The organism is Syntrophorhabdaceae bacterium, assembly GCA_028698615.1.
Taxonomy (GTDB): Bacteria; Desulfobacterota; Syntrophorhabdia; order Syntrophorhabdales; family Syntrophorhabdaceae; genus Delta-02.
In genome coordinates this window covers 15866-35742 of the sequence record JAQVWF010000014.1, presented here as the reverse complement: position 1 = coordinate 35742, position 19877 = coordinate 15866, and the positions used below count along the sequence as shown (strand labels likewise).

The following is a 19877-nucleotide window of genomic DNA, read 5'->3' as shown; positions in this document are numbered from 1 at the left end:
AAAAAAATATTCTGGCGGCCCGTTATTCGGAAACCATTAAAGGCAGCCTGTCAGCAAAGAGGTAGCCTTCCAGCGTAGGGGTTATCCGCTTTTCGCTGATCTCAATGAGGCCTTTCTTTTGAAGGTCCTCCAGGCGCTTTCGGCAGAGGTCCCCGGGCAGTTCCGCTTCCTCCAGCCCCCATCGTGTCCTGAAACCGAAAAGCAGACGTTCGAGACGCATCTGTTCTTCCGAAAGCACCTCCGATCCTCCGACGGCGCAAGAGCGCGTATCGATACCCCCCAGGTAGTCTTTGAGGCTGCGGTGGTTCCACCATCTCCTGTCCCCCGAGAAGGAATGGGCGGAAGGCCCGAGGCCGAGATAGGGTGTATGCTGCCAGTATTTGACGTTATGGCGTGAGAGGCTCTCATCCCCCTTCGCAAAGTTGGAGACCTCGTAGTGAATGAAGCCCTGGCCCGTGAGGTAATTCGACGTGGCCCGAAAAAGTGCCGCCTGTCTGGCGTCATTGGGAAGCTTGAGGCCTCCCTTGCGCGAAAGGCGGAAAAAGGGCGTGTCGCCCTCCACTGTAAGCTGGTAACAGGAAAGATGGACCGGCCCGCAGGAAAGAGCCCTTTCAAGCGTCTCCCGCCATGTCCTGACGGTCTGGCCGGGCAGTCCATAGATGAGGTCGATGCCAAACTCCGCAAAGCCCCCTTCTGCGACAAAGCGGACCGCTTCCTGTGCCTGCCGGGCAGTATGACGCCTCCCGAGGAACCGGACATCCTCCTCGTTAAAGGACTGGACACCGAGACTGACCCGGTTCACCCCGAGCGACCGGTACAGGGCAAGCTTCTCTTTCGTAACATCATCGGGGTTGACTTCAATGGTCAACTCCATGGCGTCATCGAATCGAAAGATGTCCCGAAGCCCTGCAACGAGGGCCCCCATGTCATCATAGTCGAGGAGCGACGGGGTTCCTCCTCCTATATAGAGAGAATCGAACCGGGGAAACTCCGCCCTGTAGTGCAACGCCTCTTTAAGGACGGCATTTGACCATTCCTTGATGCGTCTCGTCTCTGTTACGGAATAGAAATCACAGTAGGGACACTTTGTCTTGCAGAAAGGCACGTGGACATACAGGCCGGGGTGCTCCGTCCTATTCATCGTCGGTCTTGAGAGCGGCCAGAAAGGCACTCTGCGGGATCTCGACGTTTCCGACGATGCGCATCCGCTTCTTGCCTTTCTTCTGCTTCTCCAGAAGCTTCCTCTTGCGGGAGATGTCACCGCCGTAACACTTCGCCGTAACATCCTTCCGGTATGCCGAAATGGTCGAGCGGGCGATGATCTTTCCCCCTATCGCCCCCTGTATGGCGATCTTGAACTGCTGTTTCGGTATCTCGTCCTTGAGGCGGTCGCAGACCCTGACGGCCCGCTCCCGTGCGTTGTCCCGATGGACAAGGATGGACAGGGCGTCCACCTTCTCGCCGTTCACAAGGATGTCAAGCTTCACAAGGTTGCTTTCCCGGTAATCGACGAGTTCGTAATCGAAAGAACCGTAGCCCTGGGTAATGCTCTTGAGCTTGTCATAGAAATCGAAGATGACCTCGGCGAGCGGCATGTCGAAGGTTATCTCCACGCGCCCCGGCGTCGGGTAGCTCATGTGCGAATTGACGCCCCGGCGCTCCATGCAGAGCTTCATCACGACGCCGACGTAGCGCTCCGGTATGAGGATGCTCGCCCGTATAAAAGGCTCTTCCGATGACTTTATCGTCCCGGGATCGGGGTAATATAACGGATTGTCCACATCGAGTTCGGTGCCGTCGTCGAGATAGAAACGGTACTGCACGCTGGGCGCCGTCATGATGATGGACTGGTCGAATTCCCTCTCGAGGCGCTCCTGAACGATCTCGAGGTGTAAAAGCCCCAGGTACCCGCAGCGAAAACCCTGGCCCAGGGCCGCCGATGAATCCTTCTGGTAGACGAGGGACGCGTCGTTGAGCTTGTATTTTTCAAGGGCCTCGAGGAGCGACTGGTAGTCGTCGGAAGCTATGGGGTAAATCGAGGAAAAAACAACGGGTTTTACGTCTTTGAAACCGGGCAGGGGCTCCGCAGGCCGAGCATCGAGGGTGACAGTCTCACCTATCCTCGTGTCGCTCACCGTCTTTATGCCGGCGATGATATAACCCACCATTCCGGCCGTCAATTCTTTCTGTGGTTCGCGCACGAGGCGAAAAATCCCAACCTCTTCGACGCGGTACGTCGTTCCCTGCGACATGAGCCGTATCGTATCCCCCTGCCTGACGGTGCCGTCGAAAACGCGGCAGCTTACGATGGTTCCGCGGAAAGAATCGTAATGAGCATCAAAGATGAGGGCCGTCAGCGGCTTTTCAGCGTCTCCCGTCGGGGGCGGTATTTTATCCACGATGGCGCGGAGAATGTCCACGACTCCCGTGCCATCCTTGGCGGAACAGAGAATGGCCGTATCAGGGTCCAGCCCCAGTTCATTGTCGATCTCCGTTTTGACCCGCTCCACGTCGGCCACGGGAAGGTCGATCTTATTGATGACGGGAATAATGACGAGATTGTGCTCCAGCGCGGCATAGAGATTGCCCAGCGTCTGGGCCTCTACGCCCTGGGAGGCATCGACAAGGAGGAGCACTCCCTCGCAGGAGGCAAGCGCCCGCGATACCTCGTAAGAAAAGTCGACATGCCCCGGCGTGTCGATGAGGTTAAGCTCGTATTCCTCGCCCTTTTCGTCGACGTAGGGCAGATCGACGGTCTGGCTCTTTATGGTGATGCCCCGCTCCCGCTCGATGTCCATGTTGTCCAGTATCTGGTCCCGGAACTGCCGGTCGTCAACGAGCTTTGTATACTGGATCAGGCGGTCGGCGAGGGTCGACTTGCCATGATCTATGTGGGCGATTATGCTGAAGTTCCTGATATGTTTCATAAACGGATGTACATTCCTGATGGTTTCGGCGACTCGCGCCGGTGCGGGCGGCGCCGATATACTAATGTGACCTTTTCACTATCTCCACGTCGACCTCTCCACCGAAGACCTCGGCAAGTTCTCTATTAAGGCTGTCCATGTCCTCTTCCTTTTCCGCTTCGATGACGAGTTCACGGTCATCGAGGACCTTGAGCCTGCCATATTTCCTGACGACCTCGATCACCTCTTTCGGATCCGTCGTCACCCACCCCTTCATGCGCTTCACCAGTTCTTCCCCGTTGAAAGACCTCTCGATCGTCAGGTCGACCCTGCGCCTCTTGGCTTCCCATCCGACGAGAGCGGGCTGGGCGACCATGGGGGTCACAGGATCGTGCATCGCTGCACACCGGAACCACAATTTTGCCCTGACCATTCTTCCAAGTCCTCCTTCACGATCTTTTAAAAATCAATCCTTAAATTAATGGTTTGCGGCTGTAAAGTCAAGGAAATGGGCAAACGTGCACCCCACGAGAAGAAGGGATGCTGCAAGAAGCAGCATGGCCATCTTCACTATCCCGCCCCTCTTTACTTCAAGGAAACATCCGTCATTTGAAATCGATGATAACGGGATTCTCGAATTCCAGTTTGAGCCCTTCGATGTTCTTCAGCATCGTCTTCATCTCCTCGATGGATTGCGGCTGTTCCTTGTCGATCTTCTGGAGCAGCTCCGCGTGGCTGATCAGTCTGCCGAAATCCATCTCTACGAGCGTTATCTTCCGCCCGGAGCGGTATGTGGCGTTGGTCTTTACGATATCGCCTTCAATGGTGAGCGCAATGCTGACCTTCATGTCCTTGAAGACGGCCTTCATCATCTCGATGGCACCGGGATCGTTCTTCGCCGGTCCTTTCCGGTCCGCCTTTTCCTTGCTTATCGGCCTGGGGGAAGGCATGTGGATGGAGAGTCTTGCGGGCGACCCTTCTGTGAAGACAAATCGGATCACGTCCTTCTCCCTGCCTTTCTCCTTTTCCTTGCCCTTCAAGGGTGCCTTGCCCCCCGGGTTCTGGTTCACCGTGACCTTGCCGATATCGTCAAAGGCATAGAGGGCGGTGTAGCCGCTCGCCGAATCCGTTTTCGCCGGTTTCACGGAAACGAACCGCACGCCTTCACCGAAGTCTTTCACATTGTTTTTCGCTTTTTCCATCATCTCCGACACGACGCCTTCGTGCTTCGTTGCGTCATCCTGGGCCGGGGCCTGCCCGGTTGCGCCCTTCCCTTCTTCGTTCAGGTTCTTGCCCATGTTCTGCATCATTTCGATGAACTCATTGCCCATGAGAACCGTCTCTTCGATGGTGCCGCTCCCATCGGGTCTCACGCTGATGGACATGGTGTCGTTGATGCAGCCCGAAAGGATGAGCCCTGCCGCTATGATGACGGCAGCCTTCAGCGTGTCCCATGGCCGCCGCGCCCTCTTTCCTGCGATCTTGAATCCCGGGAAACTGTTCATATCTCCTCCCTTGCAGACAGGTCTCAAGAAAATATCGTCAATGCTATCACCACCACCCCCCCCGAAGGTCATTCAAGGCAATTTGTGTGAAAGGGATCGACACAGGACCGGCAGGTATGCCCCGAAGATCCGCCGGGTTTCACGGGCCTTTGCGCGAGTTCGTCGATGACCTCGATGAGGCCCTCCTTCGTGCCCGTTCTGAAGGCCCTGTCGCGAAGAGGGCGAAGGCCGGCGAGACCCCTCGTGTACCAGATGAAAAACTTGTGGAAGATGCCGACGCCCCTTTTTTCACCCCAGTGCCCGACAGACAGTTCAAGATGGCGCTTCATGACAGCAACGCGGTCGGCGACATCCGGTTTCGGCGGCACCACGCCGTCCCGAAAAAAACCGATGACGTCCCTGAATATCCACGGGTTTCCCAGGGCGCCCCGTGCGATGGCGACACCGTCGCAACCGGTCTGTGCGAACATCCTCCTGATCAGTTCGAGGGAAAGATTGTCTCCCGAGGCTATAACGGGAATGCTCAGCGCCTCCTTCACCTCCCTGATGATCCCGTAGTCGACGGCGCCGCTGTACCCTTGGCTTTTCGTTCTTCCATGGATGAAGAGGGCGCTAATGCCCGCGTCCTGCGCAAAGAGCGCAACATCCCGGGCATTGATGGAATCGGCGTCCCAGCCCGCGCGGATCTTGACCGCCACCGGCAGCGGACTGCAACGCACGAGCGCCGAAAGGATATCGCGAAGCTTCTTCGGGTCTTTCATCAGAGCGGCGCCCTTACCCTTGCGGGTAACCTTCGGTGAGGGGCAGGCGGCGTTGAAATCGATGAGGTCGCACGCGTGTCCGGAGAGCCTCTCCACGGCCATAGGTATCTGCGACTCGCTGCTGCCCAGGAACTGCACGCCAAGCGGCCTGTCATCGGGGGACGAGCTGAGCATATGGGTGGTCCTTTTGTCCTTCTGCGAGATGGCATTTATGTCGATCATTTCCGTGAAGGCGAGCGGCGACCCGAATGAGCGGGTGATAAGGCGAAAAGGCAGATCGCTCACGCCCGCCATGGGAGAGAGCATGACGGGAACGGGCAGGGTGATGTTGCCGATGGTGAGCATTGCCTTATTCTATGATGGACACGGCCGGGTGTCAAACAGGCACACGGGTCCTGACACAAAGAATGATACATCACCCACGGGTCAGCTCGCGATGCACGCAAATGAGCGAACCGGGCAAGGACCACATCCGGTTTGCGCCGGGAGTTGTAGCGTCAGCCGGATAAAGCTGCTCCTCTGTTCTGCCCCGTCTGCCCGTTCGCGCGAACAAAACCTTGGAAAATCCTCCTCATTTATGGTATAGAAATCGTGGATTTAGCCATGTACTTCCAAGATCTCATATTTGCACTGCAAAAATTCTGGGCCGACAGAGGGTGCATTGTTCAGCAGCCCTACGACATGGAGGTGGGCGCGGGCACCTTTCATCCCGCCACACTGCTTCGCTGTCTCGGACCGGAGCCCTGGAACACCGCGTACATTCAGCCGTCGCGGCGGCCCGCCGACGGGCGCTACGGGGAGAACCCCAACCGTCTCCAGCATTATTACCAGTTCCAGGTGGTCATGAAACCCTCCCCCAAGGACATTCAGAATATCTACATAGGCAGCTTGAAAAGCTTCGGCATCGACACCGACTATCACGACATCCGGTTCGTGGAGGATGACTGGGAATCTCCAACGCTCGGCGCCTGGGGTCTCGGATGGGAAGTATGGCTCGACGGCATGGAGATCACGCAGTTCACCTATTTCCAGCAGGCGGGCGGCATCGCCCTTTCGCCGGTGTGCGTGGAGATCACCTACGGCACCGAGCGCATCGCCATGTATCTTCAGGACGTGGACAATGTCTATGACATCAAGTGGAACAAGGACATACTCTACGGCGATGTATTCCTCGATCCCGAGAGGGAATTCTCCATTTATAACTTCGAGGAATCCGACCCCGTCATGCTCAGGAACCTCTTCGACACCTTCGAACATGAAGGGGAAAAACTTGTCAAAACACGGGGGCTCATCTACCCGGCCTACGATTTTTGTCTGAAATGCTCGCATGTCTTCAACCTTCTCGACGCCCGCGGCGCCATCAGCGTAACCGAACGCGCCAACTACATTGCGCGGGTGAGAAACCTCGCGAAGATGTGCGCTGAGCTATACGTACAGAAGCGTGAAGAACTCGGTTTCCCCCTGCTCAAGCCATAACACACCCCATGCGGGGCAGCGGAAACAGGGGAAGGAAAATAAATCATGAGCGAATTTCTGCTTTTAGAGATCGGCACGGAGGAGATACCCGCGCGCTTTCTGGAGCCTGCCAAGGAGGGCCTGTCAAGGCTTGTCCGGGAGGTCTTCGGTCAGTCAAGGATAGCCTTCGGAGACATCAACATACAGGCGACCCCGAGACGCATGGCGCTCTTTGTCCAGAACGTCGCCGAAAAACAGGAAGAGACGGTCACCGTCAAGTTCGGGCCTCCGTGTAACCGCGCCTTCGACGAATCGGGAGATCCCACGAAGGCCGCCCTCGGTTTCGCCAGGTCACAGGGGGTCGAGGTTGGCGACCTCGGTAAGGGCGTAAAGGACGGCGTAGAATTCATCACCGTCGAGAAACAGGAAAAAGGCATTGCAACCGTCGAGATGCTCCCCGTTCTCCTGCCCGACATCATCTCCCGGATCCCCTTTCAGAAAAAGATGCACTGGGGGGCCGGAAGTTTCGAATATGCAAGACCGATCCAGTGGATCCTGTGCCTTTTCGGCGGCACCGCCGTGGAGTTCTCTGTCGCCGATGTAAAAAGCGGCCCCGTCAGCTGGTGCCACCGCTTCCTTTCGGCGGGCCCGGTGGAGGTCCATCACCCCCTCGAATATGCCGACGCGCTCAGGAACAACCATATCATAGTCAACGAAGATGAGCGCCTGGCGATCATACGGCAGGGCATTGCCCGCATCGAGGAAGGAACCGGCGGAAAAGCGATCCGGGACGAAGATCTGGTCAGGGAGATCCTCTACATCACCGAATATCCCTATCCCCTCAAGGGCTCCTTCGATGCGATATACCTCGATATCCCGAAAGAGGTTCTCGTCAACGTCATGAAGAGCCACCAGCGTTACATTCCCATCGAAGACGCCGCCGGGGGCCTCATGCCCTGGTTCATATTCTTCGCCAATACAGCCCCCAGGGACGACGCAAACGTCATACGGGGCAATGAGAAGGTACTGCGCGCCCGCCTCGCCGACGCGCGTTTCTTTTTCGACGAGGACCGCAAGATAAAGCTCGCGGACAGATACGAACGTCTTGCCGCCATCGTCTTTCACGTCAAGCTGGGCACCCTCAGGGACAAAATGGAGCGCGTGGGGGCCATCGCAGGATATCTCGCATCCGTCGTCGACCCCGGGGCCAGGGAAAAACTGGACAGGCTCGTCCCCCTGATGAAGACGGACCTCGTCACCCACATGGTCGGCGAGTTCCCCGAACTGCAGGGGACAATGGGCCGCATCTACGCGCGCATCGAAGGCGAGGACGACGAGGTGGCCCTCGCGATAGAGGAACACTACCTGCCCACGGGCGGCAACGGCAGCCTGCCCCTGACCTCTACGGGCGCCGTAGCGGGTATCGCGGACAAAATGGATTCCATCGTCTCCTTCTTCTCCGTCGGCATAACCCCGACGGGCAATCTCGACCCTTACGCCCTTCGACGGCAATCGCTGGGCATCATCAAGATAATCATTGACAGGAAACTGCACCTGCCCCTGGAGACGCTCATAGAAAAGGCCTACGAGGCAGGAGGGCACATCGCCAAAAGGCTCACCCTGGAGGAAACAAAGGCCTCTCTTTCCGAATTCATCACCACACGCTTTAAATTTTCCATGTTGGAAGAGAACCACAACCAGGATTTTGTCGAGAGCGTCCTTCCCTGTGTGGCAGGCGACATATACGACGGCTTCATGAGGCTCGTCTCCCTGGAGACGCAGGGGTCCATTGAGGACTTCCAGCGGCTCATGGTCGGTTTCCGGCGCGTCTTCAACATCACGAAGCAGATCACCCAGGATATGAGCGTCGATCCCGCCCTTCTCGCAGTCGAGGAGGAAAGGGAGCTTTTCGGCCTCTACGGCGCAAAGAAGGACATATTTTTCGGACTTATGGCGAAACGTGACTATGATGCCGCCCTTGCAATCCTCGTAAGCTTCAAGGAAACCATCGATAATTTCTTCGACAAGGTCTTCGTCATGGATAAGGACGAAGCCGTGAAGTCGAACAGGCTGGCGCTTCTCACGCATATCAAGAACATGTTCTTGACCTTTGCTGATTTTTCAAAGATACACTTCGAATAAGGAGGAAACATGGCTAAAAGTAATAAATTCGTGTACTTCTTTGGCGGAAAGAAAGCCGAAGGGAATCTCCAGCTCAAGAACCTTCTGGGAGGAAAAGGCGCCGGTCTCGCCGACATGGTCAACCTGGGCATACCTGTGCCACCGGGCTTCACCATCACCACCGAGGTCTGCACCCTCTTCTACAAGAGCAACATGAAACTCCCGAAAGGGCTCGAGAAGGAAGTCCTCGAAAGCATCAAAAAGGTCGAGAAGATCATGGGCGCAAAGTTCGGCGACCCGAAGAACCCCCTTCTCTTCTCCGTCCGGTCGGGTGCAAGGGTCAGCATGCCGGGTATGATGGACACGGTCCTCAACCTCGGTCTCAACGAAAAGACCGTTGAGGGTCTTGCGAAGCTCACCGGGAACCCCCGGTTCGCCTACGACTGCTATCGCCGCTTCGTGCAAATGTACGGCGACGTCGTGCTCGGCCTGAAGCCCGAGCACGAGGGCGAGCACGACCCCTTCGAGGTCATCATCGATAAGAAGAAGAAACAAAGAAAGACCACCTTCGACACGGACCTTACCGTCGACGACCTCAAGGACCTGGTCAAGGAGTTCAAGAAAGCCATTAAACAGAGGCTCGGGGTAAGCTTCCCCGAAGACCCGCTGGAACAGCTCTGGGGCTCCATCGGAGCGGTTTTCAAGTCCTGGAACACGGACAGGGCGGTCGCATACCGCCAGCTTAACGACATCTCAGCCGACTGGGGAACAGCGGTCAACGTTCAATGCATGGTCTTCGGCAACATGGGCGAAGACTGCGGCACGGGCGTTGCCTTCACGAGGAACCCCTCTTCGGGCGACAATGAGTTCTACGGCGAATATCTCATCAACGCCCAGGGCGAGGACGTTGTGGCAGGCATCAGGACACCGCTGCCCATCAACAAGAAACAGAAGACCGACAAGTCGGTGAAGTCCCTCGAAGAGGTCTGGCCCGACATATACAAACAGGTCATAAAGATCAGGAACACGCTGGAGAAAAACTATCGCGACATGCAGGATGTGGAGTTCACCATCCAGAACAGGAAGCTCTGGATGCTCCAGACAAGGACGGGCAAAAGGACCGCCTTCGCGGCCTTCAAGATCGCCGTCGACATGGTCAAGGAGAAGCTCATTACAAAGGAAGAGGCCCTGATGCGCGTAGAGCCGGAACAGCTCAACCAGCTCCTCCGCCCCATCTTCGACCCCAAGGAAAAAGAAAAAGCCTTGAAGGCGGGCAACCTGGTCTCGAAAGGTCTCAATGCGGGCCCCGGCGCGGCCGCCGGCAAGGTTGTCTTCAATGCGCAGGACGCAGAGGCCTGGGCAGGGCGTAAGGAACAGGTCATCCTCGTGCGTGTCGACACCTCCCCCGAGGACATCCGCGGCATGAACGCCGCCCAGGGCATCCTCACATCCCGCGGGGGCATGACGAGCCATGCGGCGCTCGTCGCGAGGCAGATGGGAAAGGTCTGCGTGGCCGGCTGCGGAGACCTTGACATCGATTATGCAAAGAAGACAATACGCGTGAACTCAAAGACCATCAAGGAAGGGGAGTACATCTCCATTGACGGCACGACGGGCGAGGTCTTCGCCGGGCAGATAAAGACAAAACCCTCCGAGGTCCTCCAGGTAATGATAGACAAGACGTTGAAGCCGTCGAAATCGCAGATCTACCAGGATTTCGCCCTTCTCATGAAATGGGCCGACGAGACACGCAGGCTGGGTATCCGCACCAACGCGGACCAGCCCGACCAGGCAGCCGTAGCCGTTTCATTCGGCGCTGAGGGCATCGGGCTTTGCAGAACGGAGCACATGTTCTTTGAAGGCAACCGCATCGACGCCGTCAGGGAGATGATCATCGCCGACGACGAGGCGGGAAGAAGAAAGGCGCTGGCAAAACTGTTGCCCTACCAGAAAAAAGACTTCGTGGGCCTTTTCACCGTTATGAAAGGCCTGCCTGTTACCATCAGGACCCTCGACCCGCCGCTTCACGAGTTCCTTCCCCACACCGAAAAGGAAATGAGGGAGCTTGCACGGCAGATGGGCATCCCCTTTGAGAAGGTCCTCGCCAAGGTCGAGAGCCTCCACGAAGCCAACCCCATGCTTGGCCACCGAGGCTGCCGTCTCGGCATCATCTTCCCCGAGATAACGGAGATGCAGGTCCGGGCAATATTCCAGGCCGCCTGCGAGGTGAAGAAGAAGGGCACGAACGTAAAACCCGAGGTCATGATACCCCTCGTAGGCAACGTGAACGAGCTGAAACTCCAGAAGGCGATAGTCGAAGAGATCGCCGATGAGACCCTTAAGAAGAACAAGGTAAAGATCGACTACATGATCGGAACGATGATCGAGATACCCCGTGCGGCAATAACCGCCGATGAAATAGCCAAAGAGGCTCAGTTTTTCTCTTTCGGGACCAATGACCTCACCCAGATGACCCTCGGCATGAGCCGCGACGATGCAGGGAAGTTTCTGGGCGACTACGTGAAGAAAGAGATCTACGCCTTCGACCCCTTCCAGAGGATCGACGAAGGCGGCGTCGGAAAGCTCATGGAGCTCGGCGTATCGTTGGGGCGCGGCGTGCGCAAAAATCTCAAGGTGGGCATCTGCGGCGAGCATGGCGGCGAACCGAATTCCGTCGAGTTCTGCCACAGGACGGGCCTTGACTATGTGAGCTGTTCGCCCTTCCGCGTGACCATAGCAAAACTGGCCGCCGCGCGGGCGGCGATAAAGGACGCTCCGGCCGTTCCGAAAAAAGGCGGCAGGAAGAAATAGCATCCCGATTTTCTCGCAGGTCCTGCAGGACGAACCTGTTCCGCAGGACCTGTTTTTCGCCCTTGTCGAACCGCGCCAGAACGCCACCCGATCAGCGACACGGAGTTTCTTCTTGCCTCCCCCTGTGGTTCTGCTTATAGTTAAATATTTCCATGTTGTGGCGATAATATCTAAACAACTTTGCGTGTGCACCCCGAAGGAGCGAGTATGACAGCCATGGCAATATCTTTCCCGGTAACATCCCCACCCAATCGTCCTTTCCCCGGGTACTAGCGGAGCATTATGAGCGAAATGATGTTATCTTTGCCCGAAGGACCCGAGATCATTGTTGCACAATGTATGGATCGCCTGAAAAGGCTGACCGGCCATCATCGGGCAAACCTGAAGGAATCTGAATCCATGGCGGGTTCCCTCGTCAGAGCCCTCGCTGACAGCATGGAAACGGGACATCCCGGGAAATTCATGGATTCCGTCGACGGCCTGCGCAGATCCGGGGCGACCTCGAAAGGCGCCGCCTCTCTTCCCGGCATCATCGCGGTGATGGAAGAGATCGCAATGGAGTGGCGGCTCGATGCCCCGGAAACACGCTTCCTGTGGGGGCTGTTCCGGGACGCGCGCGGCAGGTGCGCCGCAAACCGCTCGAAGGGTCGCGAGGCAAAAGCGCCCGGATTCGCGGAATCGCTTCGTGTTCTGAAAAAGGAGATCAGGGAAAGAAGACGGGCGGAGAAAGAACTCAGGGAGAGCGAGCACAAGTTCAGGGACATCGCAGAACTGACGCCTCAGGTCATCTTCGAGCAGAATGCCGATGGGATTGTCACCTTTGCCAACAAGCAGGGCCTGGAACTCTTCGGCTATACCGAGGAAGACCTGCGAGAAGGCCGGGTTAGAGGAATGGACCTTTTCCCCGCAGACGAGCATGACGCTTTAAGGGAAAACCTCGCAAGGACCATTGCCGGCAAAAGGGAGCGCGCGGGGTACGAATATACGGCGCTGAGAAAGGACGGCTCCACCTTTCCCGCCATCATTTATACCACCGCCATCTTCAGGGATGCTGTATTTTCAGGTTTCCGCGGCATCCTCGTCGATATATCGGAATTGAGGAGCGCCGACCGGGAGCTTCGCGAGCGGGAGCGAAGGTTCAGGGACCTTGCCGAATCCATGCCTCAGGTCATCTTTGAAATGGACGAGAAAGGGACGATCACCTTTGCCAACAAGCAGGCCTTCACGATATTCGGTTACGATGAAGAAGACCTTGGCAGCGTCAATGCCTTTTCTCTGTTCACGAACGATGAGATTCCAAGGCTGAGGCTAAATCTGCAGAAGATAGCCGACGGCGGCCCGTCTACCGGCAATGAATACAGCGCGGTCAGAAAGGATGGCAGCTCATTCCCCGTCATTATACACGTGGCACGGGTCATGAAAGAAGACCGCGTCACCGGGTTCAGGGGCATCATCGTCGACATCACGGAGAGAAAACATGGGGAGGACAAACTAAGGGCCAGTGAAAGGAAATTCCGGGACATCGCCGAGCTCACGCCCCAGGTCATCTTCGAGATCGATACGAAGGGCAGCATCATCTTCGTCAACAAACTTGCCTATGAGTTCTTTGGATACAAGGACACCGATCTTCCTGCCGGATTCAACTGTTTCGACCACATGCTGCCCGAAGACCTCCCCAGGGCAATGGAGAATCTGCAGAAGGTGGCACGGGGCGGAGCGTCCATAGGCAACGAATATGCCGCCGTCAAGAAGGACGGTACCGTGTTTCCCGTCATCATTTACGCCACAAGGATCATGGATGAGGGTCGGCTCACCGGTTATCGCGGGATCATCATCGACATAACGGAGAGGAAGAAGGCCGAGGAAGAGCTTCGGCGCACCCACAAGGAGTTGGACGACCGCAACAGCTTCCTCAATGCCCTCCTTTCAGCAATTCCCACCCCGGTCTTCTACAAGGACAAGGAGGGACACTACCTCGGATGCAATCAGGCATTCACCGACCAGATGGGCTTCACATCCGATGCGATGAAGGGCAAGACCGTCACCGATCTCTGGTCTGAACATGCAGACGTTTCCCGGCGCAGGGATCACATGGTCATGGAAACCGGCCAGCCCCAGGTATACGAACGCGTGATCCGGGACAAGAACGGCAATCGACGCTCCGCCATATTCACCAAGAATGTCTATTGCTATGCCGACGGCAGTGTCGCCGGTATTGTCTGCTCGTTCATGGACGTCACCCAGCAGAAAAAGGCACAGCAGAGCCTCGAAGAGAGCGAAAAGATGTACCGGACATTTTTCGACTCAACAACTGATTTCGTCTTTCTCAAGGACGACAAACTCAACTATATCCTTGTAAACAAGCTATATCTCGACTTCTTCGGAAAGGGCGAGCCCGAGGTCCTCGGCTCCAGCGATTTCACCCTCATGCCCATCGAGGGGGCCGCCAGCCGTCACCGGACGGACCTGGAGGCGCTTGTATCCGATAGTGTGGTCGTGAGCAGGGAGGTCATGGGGGACAGGGTGTATGAGACCCTGAAGTTCCCCGTGGAGATAGCCCGGGGAAAGGTCGGGGTGGGCGGATTCATCCGTGACATAACGGAACGGACAAAGGTGGAGGAGGCCCTGAAACAGGGCGAAAAACGCCTCAGGCAGATAATAGACCTCGTCCCGCACTTCATCTTCGCAAAGGACGTCGACGGAAGGTTCATTCTTGCCAACAAGGCTGTTGCCGACACCTACGGCACAACGGTCGAAGGCCTGATCGGCAAGGGGGATGCGCGCTTCACCCCCACCGAGGAACAGGTCAGGCATTTCCGCAGCGACGATATGGAGGTTATCGCCCGGGGCACGAGAAAGCACATCCCCGAAGAGCCCATAACCGATTCACAGGGAAATGTCCGGTATATCCAGACCGTCAAGATCCCTTTCACCTTTTCGGGAACACAGACCCCCGCCCTTCTGGGGGTGTCCGTGGATATCACGGAACGCAAGACCGCCGAGCAGGCCTTGAAGGAGAGCGAGGAGCGCTGGCAGTTCGCCCTCGAGGGGGCAGGCGATGGCCTGTGGGACTGGAATATATTGACGGGCAAGGTCTATTTTTCCCGGCAGTGGAAGGAAATGATCGGCTTTGCTGACGATGAGATTGGCGATTCCATCGACGAATGGCGCGTGCGCTTACACCCTGACGACAGGGATGATGTGTATACAAAGCTCAGGAGCCATCTTGAAGGCGAATCACCCGTCTATATCAGTCAATACCGTTTCCTGTGCAAGGACGGCACCTACAAATGGATACTCGACAGGGGCAAGATCATGACCTGGAGCGAGGACGGCAAACCGCTTCGCATCATCGGAACTCACATGGACATCACGGAGCATAAGAAAACGGAGGAGCGGCTTCGTCTCGACGAATCCAGAACAGAGGCCCTCTTGAAGATCAACCAGATGGGTAACCAGCCCCTCGATGAGATAACCTCTTTTACCCTCGAGGAATCCATTCGGCTCACAAAGAGCGAACTCGGCTACCTCGCCTTTCTCAACGACGACGAATCGGTCCTCACCATGCATTCCTGGTCGAAAAAGACCATGGAAGAATGTCTTATTCAGAACAGGCCCATCATATATCCCCTGGAGACAACGGGGCTGTGGGGAGACCCTGTGCGCCGGCGCATGCAGCTCATCACCAATGATTATGATGAGCCGGGCCTCGCCAGGCGAGGCTGCCCTGAAGGCCATGTGAAGGTCAAGCGCCATCTGGGAGTCCCCATATTCGACGGAGAGAGGATCGTCGCCGTCATCGGTGTTGGCAACAAGGAGGAGGAATACGGCGAAACGGATATCAACCAGCTGAAGCTCATGGCGCAGGGCACGGTCAGGCTCCTCAAGCAAAAGGCGGCCCAGGAGGCCTTGAGCGTCTCCGAGTCCCGCCTGAGGGCAATCATCGACAGCGCAAAGGACGCCATTTTCATCAAGGACACAGATCAACGTTACATCGTGGCCAACAGGGCAATGTCGGAACTCTTCGGCGCCCCCATGGAGCAAATAATAGGCGCTTCCGACAGGGGCCTCTTTCCCGGGGAAGCCGCCGCCCACATCGAAGAGGTCGACAACCGCGTGCTCCAGGGAGAGACGATCGAGGAAGAGATGGTGCGGCCCATCAACAACACCGCATATATCTTCCACACCATCAAGGTTCCCCTGAGGAACGAACGGGGCGAGATAACAGGCCTGTGCGGTATTGCCCGCGACGTCACGGAGCGCAAGCATCTCGAATCACAGCTCCTGCAATCCCAGAAAATGGAAGCAGTGGGAACACTGGCCGGAGGCGTGGCCCATGATTTCAACAACCTTCTGAGCGCCATCATGGGGTATGCAAGCCTCCTGCAAATGAAAATGGAGAAGGACAACCCCCTTTATGTCTATGCTTCTCATATACTCACATCATCCGAAAAAGCGGCCACCCTTACCCAGAGCCTCCTGGCCTTCTCAAGAAAACAGGTCATCAACCTCAGGCCCGTGGCAATAAACGACACCGTGGAAAAACTCCACCGTCTCCTCGAGAGGCTCATACCGGAAGACGTGGAGTTCAGGATAAGAAAAAGTCCTGAAAGGCTTATCGTCATGGCCGACCCGGGCCAGCTCGACCAGGTCATCATGAACCTCATCACAAACGCCCGTGATGCGATGCCCCGGGGAGGAAAGCTGACGATCACTGTCGAACGCGCCTCCGTCGGCGGGGACTTCATAGTGACCCACGGTTACGGCAAGGCGGGAGAATATGCGCTTATCGCCATTTCGGACACGGGCATCGGCATGGACCAAAAGGTGATCGACAAGATCTTCGAGCCCTTCTTTACCACGAAGGGCGTGGGGCGGGGCACAGGGCTCGGGCTTGCCATAGTCTACGGGATCATCAAGCAGCACAACGGCTACATAGACGTGACAAGCCGACCAGGCGAAGGGAGCGTCTTTTGCGTGTACCTGCCCCTCGTGTGGCTGGAACCCGCAGACGAAGAACAGACCGCACGTGTCGCCGGCGGCACGGAAACCATCCTCGTCGCCGAGGACAACACCGACCTCTGCGAGCTTTCCGTGAAGGTCCTCGAAGACCATGGCTACAAGGTCCTCGCCGCGAGGGACGGCGCCATGGCCCTGGAAACCTTCCGAGAGCACAGGGACGATATATCCCTCGTCATTCTCGATGTGGTCATGCCGAGAATGAACGGGAAAGAAGCCTTCGACGCCATACGCGTCCTCGACCCCTCCGTGAGGGTCATATTCACAAGTGGATACACCGACGACATAATCGAAGAAAAAGGCGTACCCGACGAAAAGCACGACTTCCTCGGAAAACCCATAACCCCGGCAACCCTTCTCAGAAAGATACGGGAAGTGCTGGACAGGAAATGAAGACCGTCCCGCGTCACCTCATCTTATATTTGATGAATACGGTGGCGCCGGCCGATGTTCAGCCAATGAATTGACGACCATCGCCACGTTCTTGTAGTTCACGGGATGCTGTTCTATACTATCTGCAAGATTGCGGGAGAGGACGAGGAAAGAAGAATGCCTGAAAGGATAGAGCTTCCCATCACCGGCATGAATTGTGCCGCCTGTGCCGCGCGGATAGAGAGAGAACTCAACAAGATGGACAGCGTCCAGGAGGCGCGTGTCAATTTCCCTCTGAAAAAGGCGGTCATTCTCCCGAAGACCGACATGGAATTGAAACAGGTTATTTCCCTCATCCGCGATATCGGGTATGACGTGGACATGGAATCGGACGTTACGGCGCGGGCGCGAAAGGAAGAGGCCGGACTGAGGAAGGATTTCACCTGGGCTGTATCGCTGAGCGTCCCCATCATGGTCTTCTCCATGTGGATGGTCCTGCCATACAACAACTTTGTGCTTCTCGCGCTGACCATCCCCGTCCAGTTCTATTTCGGCCTCCGCTTCCACACATCGGCCATCATTAACCTTAAACATTTTACCGCCGATATGAACACCCTCATCTCCGTGGGCACATCGGCGGCATTCTTCTACAGTGTATTCGTCACCTTTTTCCCCCATATAATAAGCGCCACCGGCGTATCGACGATGACCTATTTCGACTCCAGCGCCATGATCATCTCCCTCATTCTCCTCGGCAGATATTTCGAATCCAAGGCGAAGACACGGACCTATGCCGCCATAAAGCTGCTCTACGAACTCTCGCCGAAGGAATGCGTGCTCCTTAAGAATGGCGTCGAAACACGGGTGCCCACGGATTCCCTGGAGGTTGGCGACAGGGTCCTTGTACGGCCCGGAGAAAAGGTCCCTGTCGACGGCGTAGTATTCCAGGGCTCCACGTATGTCGATGAATCCATGCTCACAGGCGAAAGCATGCCCGTGCATAAGAACCCCGATGACGAGGTCATAGGAGGAACGATCAACGGCAGGGGCTCGATCACGGTCACCACCACCAGAATAGGTTCCGATACGGTCCTCGCCAGGGTCATACGCCTCGTCGAGGAAGCACAGTTCACCAAGGCCCCCGTACAGCGCCTCGCGGACAGGGTGGCCGGCGTCTTCGTTCCCATTGTCATCCTCGTCGGCATCGGCGCCTTTGTTGTATGGTTCTTCATCGGTCCCGAACCGAGGATAACCAACGCCGTCCTCTCCTTTGTGAGCGTCCTCATCATCGCGTGCCCCTGTGCACTGGGGCTTGCAACCCCCACTGCCATCATGGTCGCCACCGGAGCCGGGGCCAAGAGGGGAATTCTCATAAAGAGCGCCGAGGCGCTGGAACTGACAAACAAGACAAGAAATGTGCTCTTCGATAAGACAGGCACCCTCACGGAAGGCGTCATTGTCCTTGCCGGGATCGTTCCCCTTGGCGGGGTCGACGAGAAGGCGATCCTCCGTATCGCCTTCAACCTGGAGAAACAGTCGGAACACCCCTTTTCCGAGGCCCTCAGGAAAAAGGCACGGGAATCGGACATCCCCTCCATCGACGTCGCAGCCTTCGAGGCCGTTGTCGGCAGGGGCATCAAAGGGGAGATGGAAGGAGTTGTCTACCGGATGGGGAACAGGACCTTCTACGAGGAGGAAGGGCGCAGTCTCGACGACACGACGATGCGCCTCTACGAGGAAAAGGAAGGATCAGCCGCTTCACCCGTCCTTCTGTGGAGCGACACGGGCCTTCTGGCAATCCTCACCTTCAGCGACACCGTCAGGGAAGAGGCGGCCGATGTCATAAGGGAGCTCCGGGAGATGGGCATAGAACCCGTCATGATCACGGGTGACAGCCAGAACGGGGCAAAGACGATAAGCGAACGCATCGGCATCGACCGTTATTTCCACCGCGTCCTCCCTGACAGGAAGGCGGCCATAGTCGAGGATTTCAAGAAGAGCGGGGTAACCATCATGGTGGGGGACGGCATCAACGACGCCCCCTCCCTCGCGGCGGCCGACATCGGCGTCGCCATGGGAAAAGGCACGGATATCGCCATCGAGTCGGCGGACGTGGTGCTCATGAAAGGCCAGTTGTCCCGACTGGTCAGTCTCATCAAGCTTTCCCGGAAGACCCTGCGCGTCATCAGGCAAAATCTTTTCTGGGCGTTCATCTACAACACCCTGGGAATCCCCATTGCCTTCGGCGTTCTCTACCCCTTTTTCGGCATAAGAATGGAACCCGTCTTCGGCGCGGCCGCGATGGTCATAAGCTCGATATCGGTCGTGAGCAATTCGCTGAGATTAAAATTTTTCAGAGATTAAACAGGGAGGAGCGTTCCAGGCTCTAAGTTATGGAACGGTCTTTCCGGAAAGGAACGGAATGAACGACACAGGCATGGAGTTTGTGGTAAGGCCGATCGGGGTCATCCACTCTCCCTTCAGGACAAAAGAGGAAGCACCGATACAGGGAAGATTCCGGCCCGACGCGGTTGGGTCGATAGAGATCTACGAGGAGTATGAAAAAGGGCTCAAGGATATCGAGGGATTCTCCCATATATTCCTTATCTATCCCTTCGACAGGGCGGGTCGGGTTGAACTGGTGCGGCCCGTGCTGCTCGACGACGAACCCCACGGGATATTCGCGTGCCGCTACCCTGCGCGGCCCAACTGCCTCGGGCTCACCATCGTGGAACTTCTCGGCAGGGATTCCGGCAGGCTAAAGGTTGCCGGCATAGATGTCCTCGATGGCACTCCCCTCCTTGACATCAAACCCTATGTCGCCCGCTTCGATTGCTTTCCCCATGCCAGCGAGGGATGGTTCGAAGGCAAAAAGGACAGGCCAAAACCTCCCGGCATCGAGTAGAAGGATACCGGAACCGCCTCTG

The 19877-nt window shown here is 56.7% G+C and carries 11 protein-coding genes; 6 read left to right on the top strand and 5 right to left on the bottom strand.

The genetic code is table 11. From position 1 onward, the window contains the following. Nucleotides 1–22: 22 nt before the first annotated feature. The 5 genes from hemW to dusB all read right to left on the bottom strand — a co-directional run bounded on the left by hemW (nt 23) and on the right by dusB (nt 5517). A complete protein-coding gene (gene hemW / locus PHC90_07045; GenBank protein MDD3846106.1) occupies nt 23–1141 on the bottom strand; it encodes a radical SAM family heme chaperone HemW in 1119 nt (372 codons plus the stop codon). Next, entirely contained in the window at nt 1134–2927 is a 1794-nt protein-coding gene (gene lepA / locus PHC90_07040) for a translation elongation factor 4 (GenBank protein MDD3846105.1), read from the bottom strand. Before lepA ends, hemW begins: the two co-directional genes overlap by 8 nt. A 61-nt stretch (nt 2928–2988) precedes the next feature. Next, complete coding sequence (locus PHC90_07035; protein MDD3846104.1) at nt 2989–3339, bottom strand: hypothetical protein; 351 nt, start codon at nt 3337–3339, stop codon at nt 2989–2991. Nucleotides 3340–3511: 172 nt separating this feature from the next. Continuing rightward, nucleotides 3512–4411 (bottom strand): hypothetical protein, encoded by a 900-nt coding sequence (locus PHC90_07030; protein ID MDD3846103.1) that lies wholly within the window; start codon nt 4409–4411, stop codon nt 3512–3514. 68 nt (nt 4412–4479) lie between these two features. After that, on the bottom strand, nt 4480–5517 hold the full coding sequence (gene dusB / locus PHC90_07025) for a tRNA dihydrouridine synthase DusB (GenBank protein MDD3846102.1): 1038 nt from the start codon (nt 5515–5517) through the stop codon (nt 4480–4482). 258 nt (nt 5518–5775) lie between these two features. Here dusB and PHC90_07020 point away from each other — a divergent pair, with 258 nt between their 5' ends. From PHC90_07020 to tsaA, 6 genes are all read left to right on the top strand, one after another. Beyond that, complete coding sequence (locus tag PHC90_07020) at nt 5776–6648, top strand: glycine--tRNA ligase subunit alpha (GenBank protein MDD3846101.1); 873 nt, start codon at nt 5776–5778, stop codon at nt 6646–6648. A gap of 45 nt (nt 6649–6693) precedes the next feature. Further along, complete coding sequence (gene glyS / locus PHC90_07015) at nt 6694–8769, top strand: glycine--tRNA ligase subunit beta (protein MDD3846100.1); 2076 nt, start codon at nt 6694–6696, stop codon at nt 8767–8769. Between the two features lie 9 nt (nt 8770–8778). Next, nucleotides 8779–11559 (top strand): pyruvate, phosphate dikinase, encoded by a 2781-nt coding sequence (gene ppdK / locus PHC90_07010; protein MDD3846099.1) that lies wholly within the window; start codon nt 8779–8781, stop codon nt 11557–11559. A gap of 291 nt (nt 11560–11850) precedes the next feature. Beyond that, nucleotides 11851–16971: a PAS domain S-box protein gene (locus PHC90_07005; protein MDD3846098.1), complete on the top strand. Its 5121-nt coding sequence runs from the start codon at nt 11851–11853 to the stop codon at nt 16969–16971. Between the two features lie 156 nt (nt 16972–17127). Continuing rightward, on the top strand, nt 17128–19314 hold the full coding sequence (locus PHC90_07000; protein ID MDD3846097.1) for a heavy metal translocating P-type ATPase: 2187 nt from the start codon (nt 17128–17130) through the stop codon (nt 19312–19314). A 58-nt stretch (nt 19315–19372) separates the two neighbouring features. After that, on the top strand, nt 19373–19855 hold the full coding sequence (tsaA, locus tag PHC90_06995) for a tRNA (N6-threonylcarbamoyladenosine(37)-N6)-methyltransferase TrmO (protein ID MDD3846096.1): 483 nt from the start codon (nt 19373–19375) through the stop codon (nt 19853–19855). Nucleotides 19856–19877 lie beyond the last annotated feature (22 nt).

Coding starts and splice junctions, on each gene's coding strand:
- hemW (MDD3846106.1), bottom strand. CDS start 1,141: ATGAATAGGACGGAGCACCCCGGCCTGTATGTCCACGTGCCTTTCTGC.
- lepA (MDD3846105.1), bottom strand. CDS start 2,927: ATGAAACATATCAGGAACTTCAGCATAATCGCCCACATAGATCATGGC.
- PHC90_07035 (MDD3846104.1), bottom strand. CDS start 3,339: ATGGTCAGGGCAAAATTGTGGTTCCGGTGTGCAGCGATGCACGATCCT.
- PHC90_07030 (MDD3846103.1), bottom strand. CDS start 4,411: ATGAACAGTTTCCCGGGATTCAAGATCGCAGGAAAGAGGGCGCGGCGG.
- dusB (MDD3846102.1), bottom strand. CDS start 5,517: ATGCTCACCATCGGCAACATCACCCTGCCCGTTCCCGTCATGCTCTCT.
- PHC90_07020 (MDD3846101.1), top strand. CDS start 5,776: ATGTACTTCCAAGATCTCATATTTGCACTGCAAAAATTCTGGGCCGAC.
- glyS (MDD3846100.1), top strand. CDS start 6,694: ATGAGCGAATTTCTGCTTTTAGAGATCGGCACGGAGGAGATACCCGCG.
- ppdK (MDD3846099.1), top strand. CDS start 8,779: ATGGCTAAAAGTAATAAATTCGTGTACTTCTTTGGCGGAAAGAAAGCC.
- PHC90_07005 (MDD3846098.1), top strand. CDS start 11,851: ATGATGTTATCTTTGCCCGAAGGACCCGAGATCATTGTTGCACAATGT.
- PHC90_07000 (MDD3846097.1), top strand. CDS start 17,128: ATGCCTGAAAGGATAGAGCTTCCCATCACCGGCATGAATTGTGCCGCC.
- tsaA (MDD3846096.1), top strand. CDS start 19,373: ATGAACGACACAGGCATGGAGTTTGTGGTAAGGCCGATCGGGGTCATC.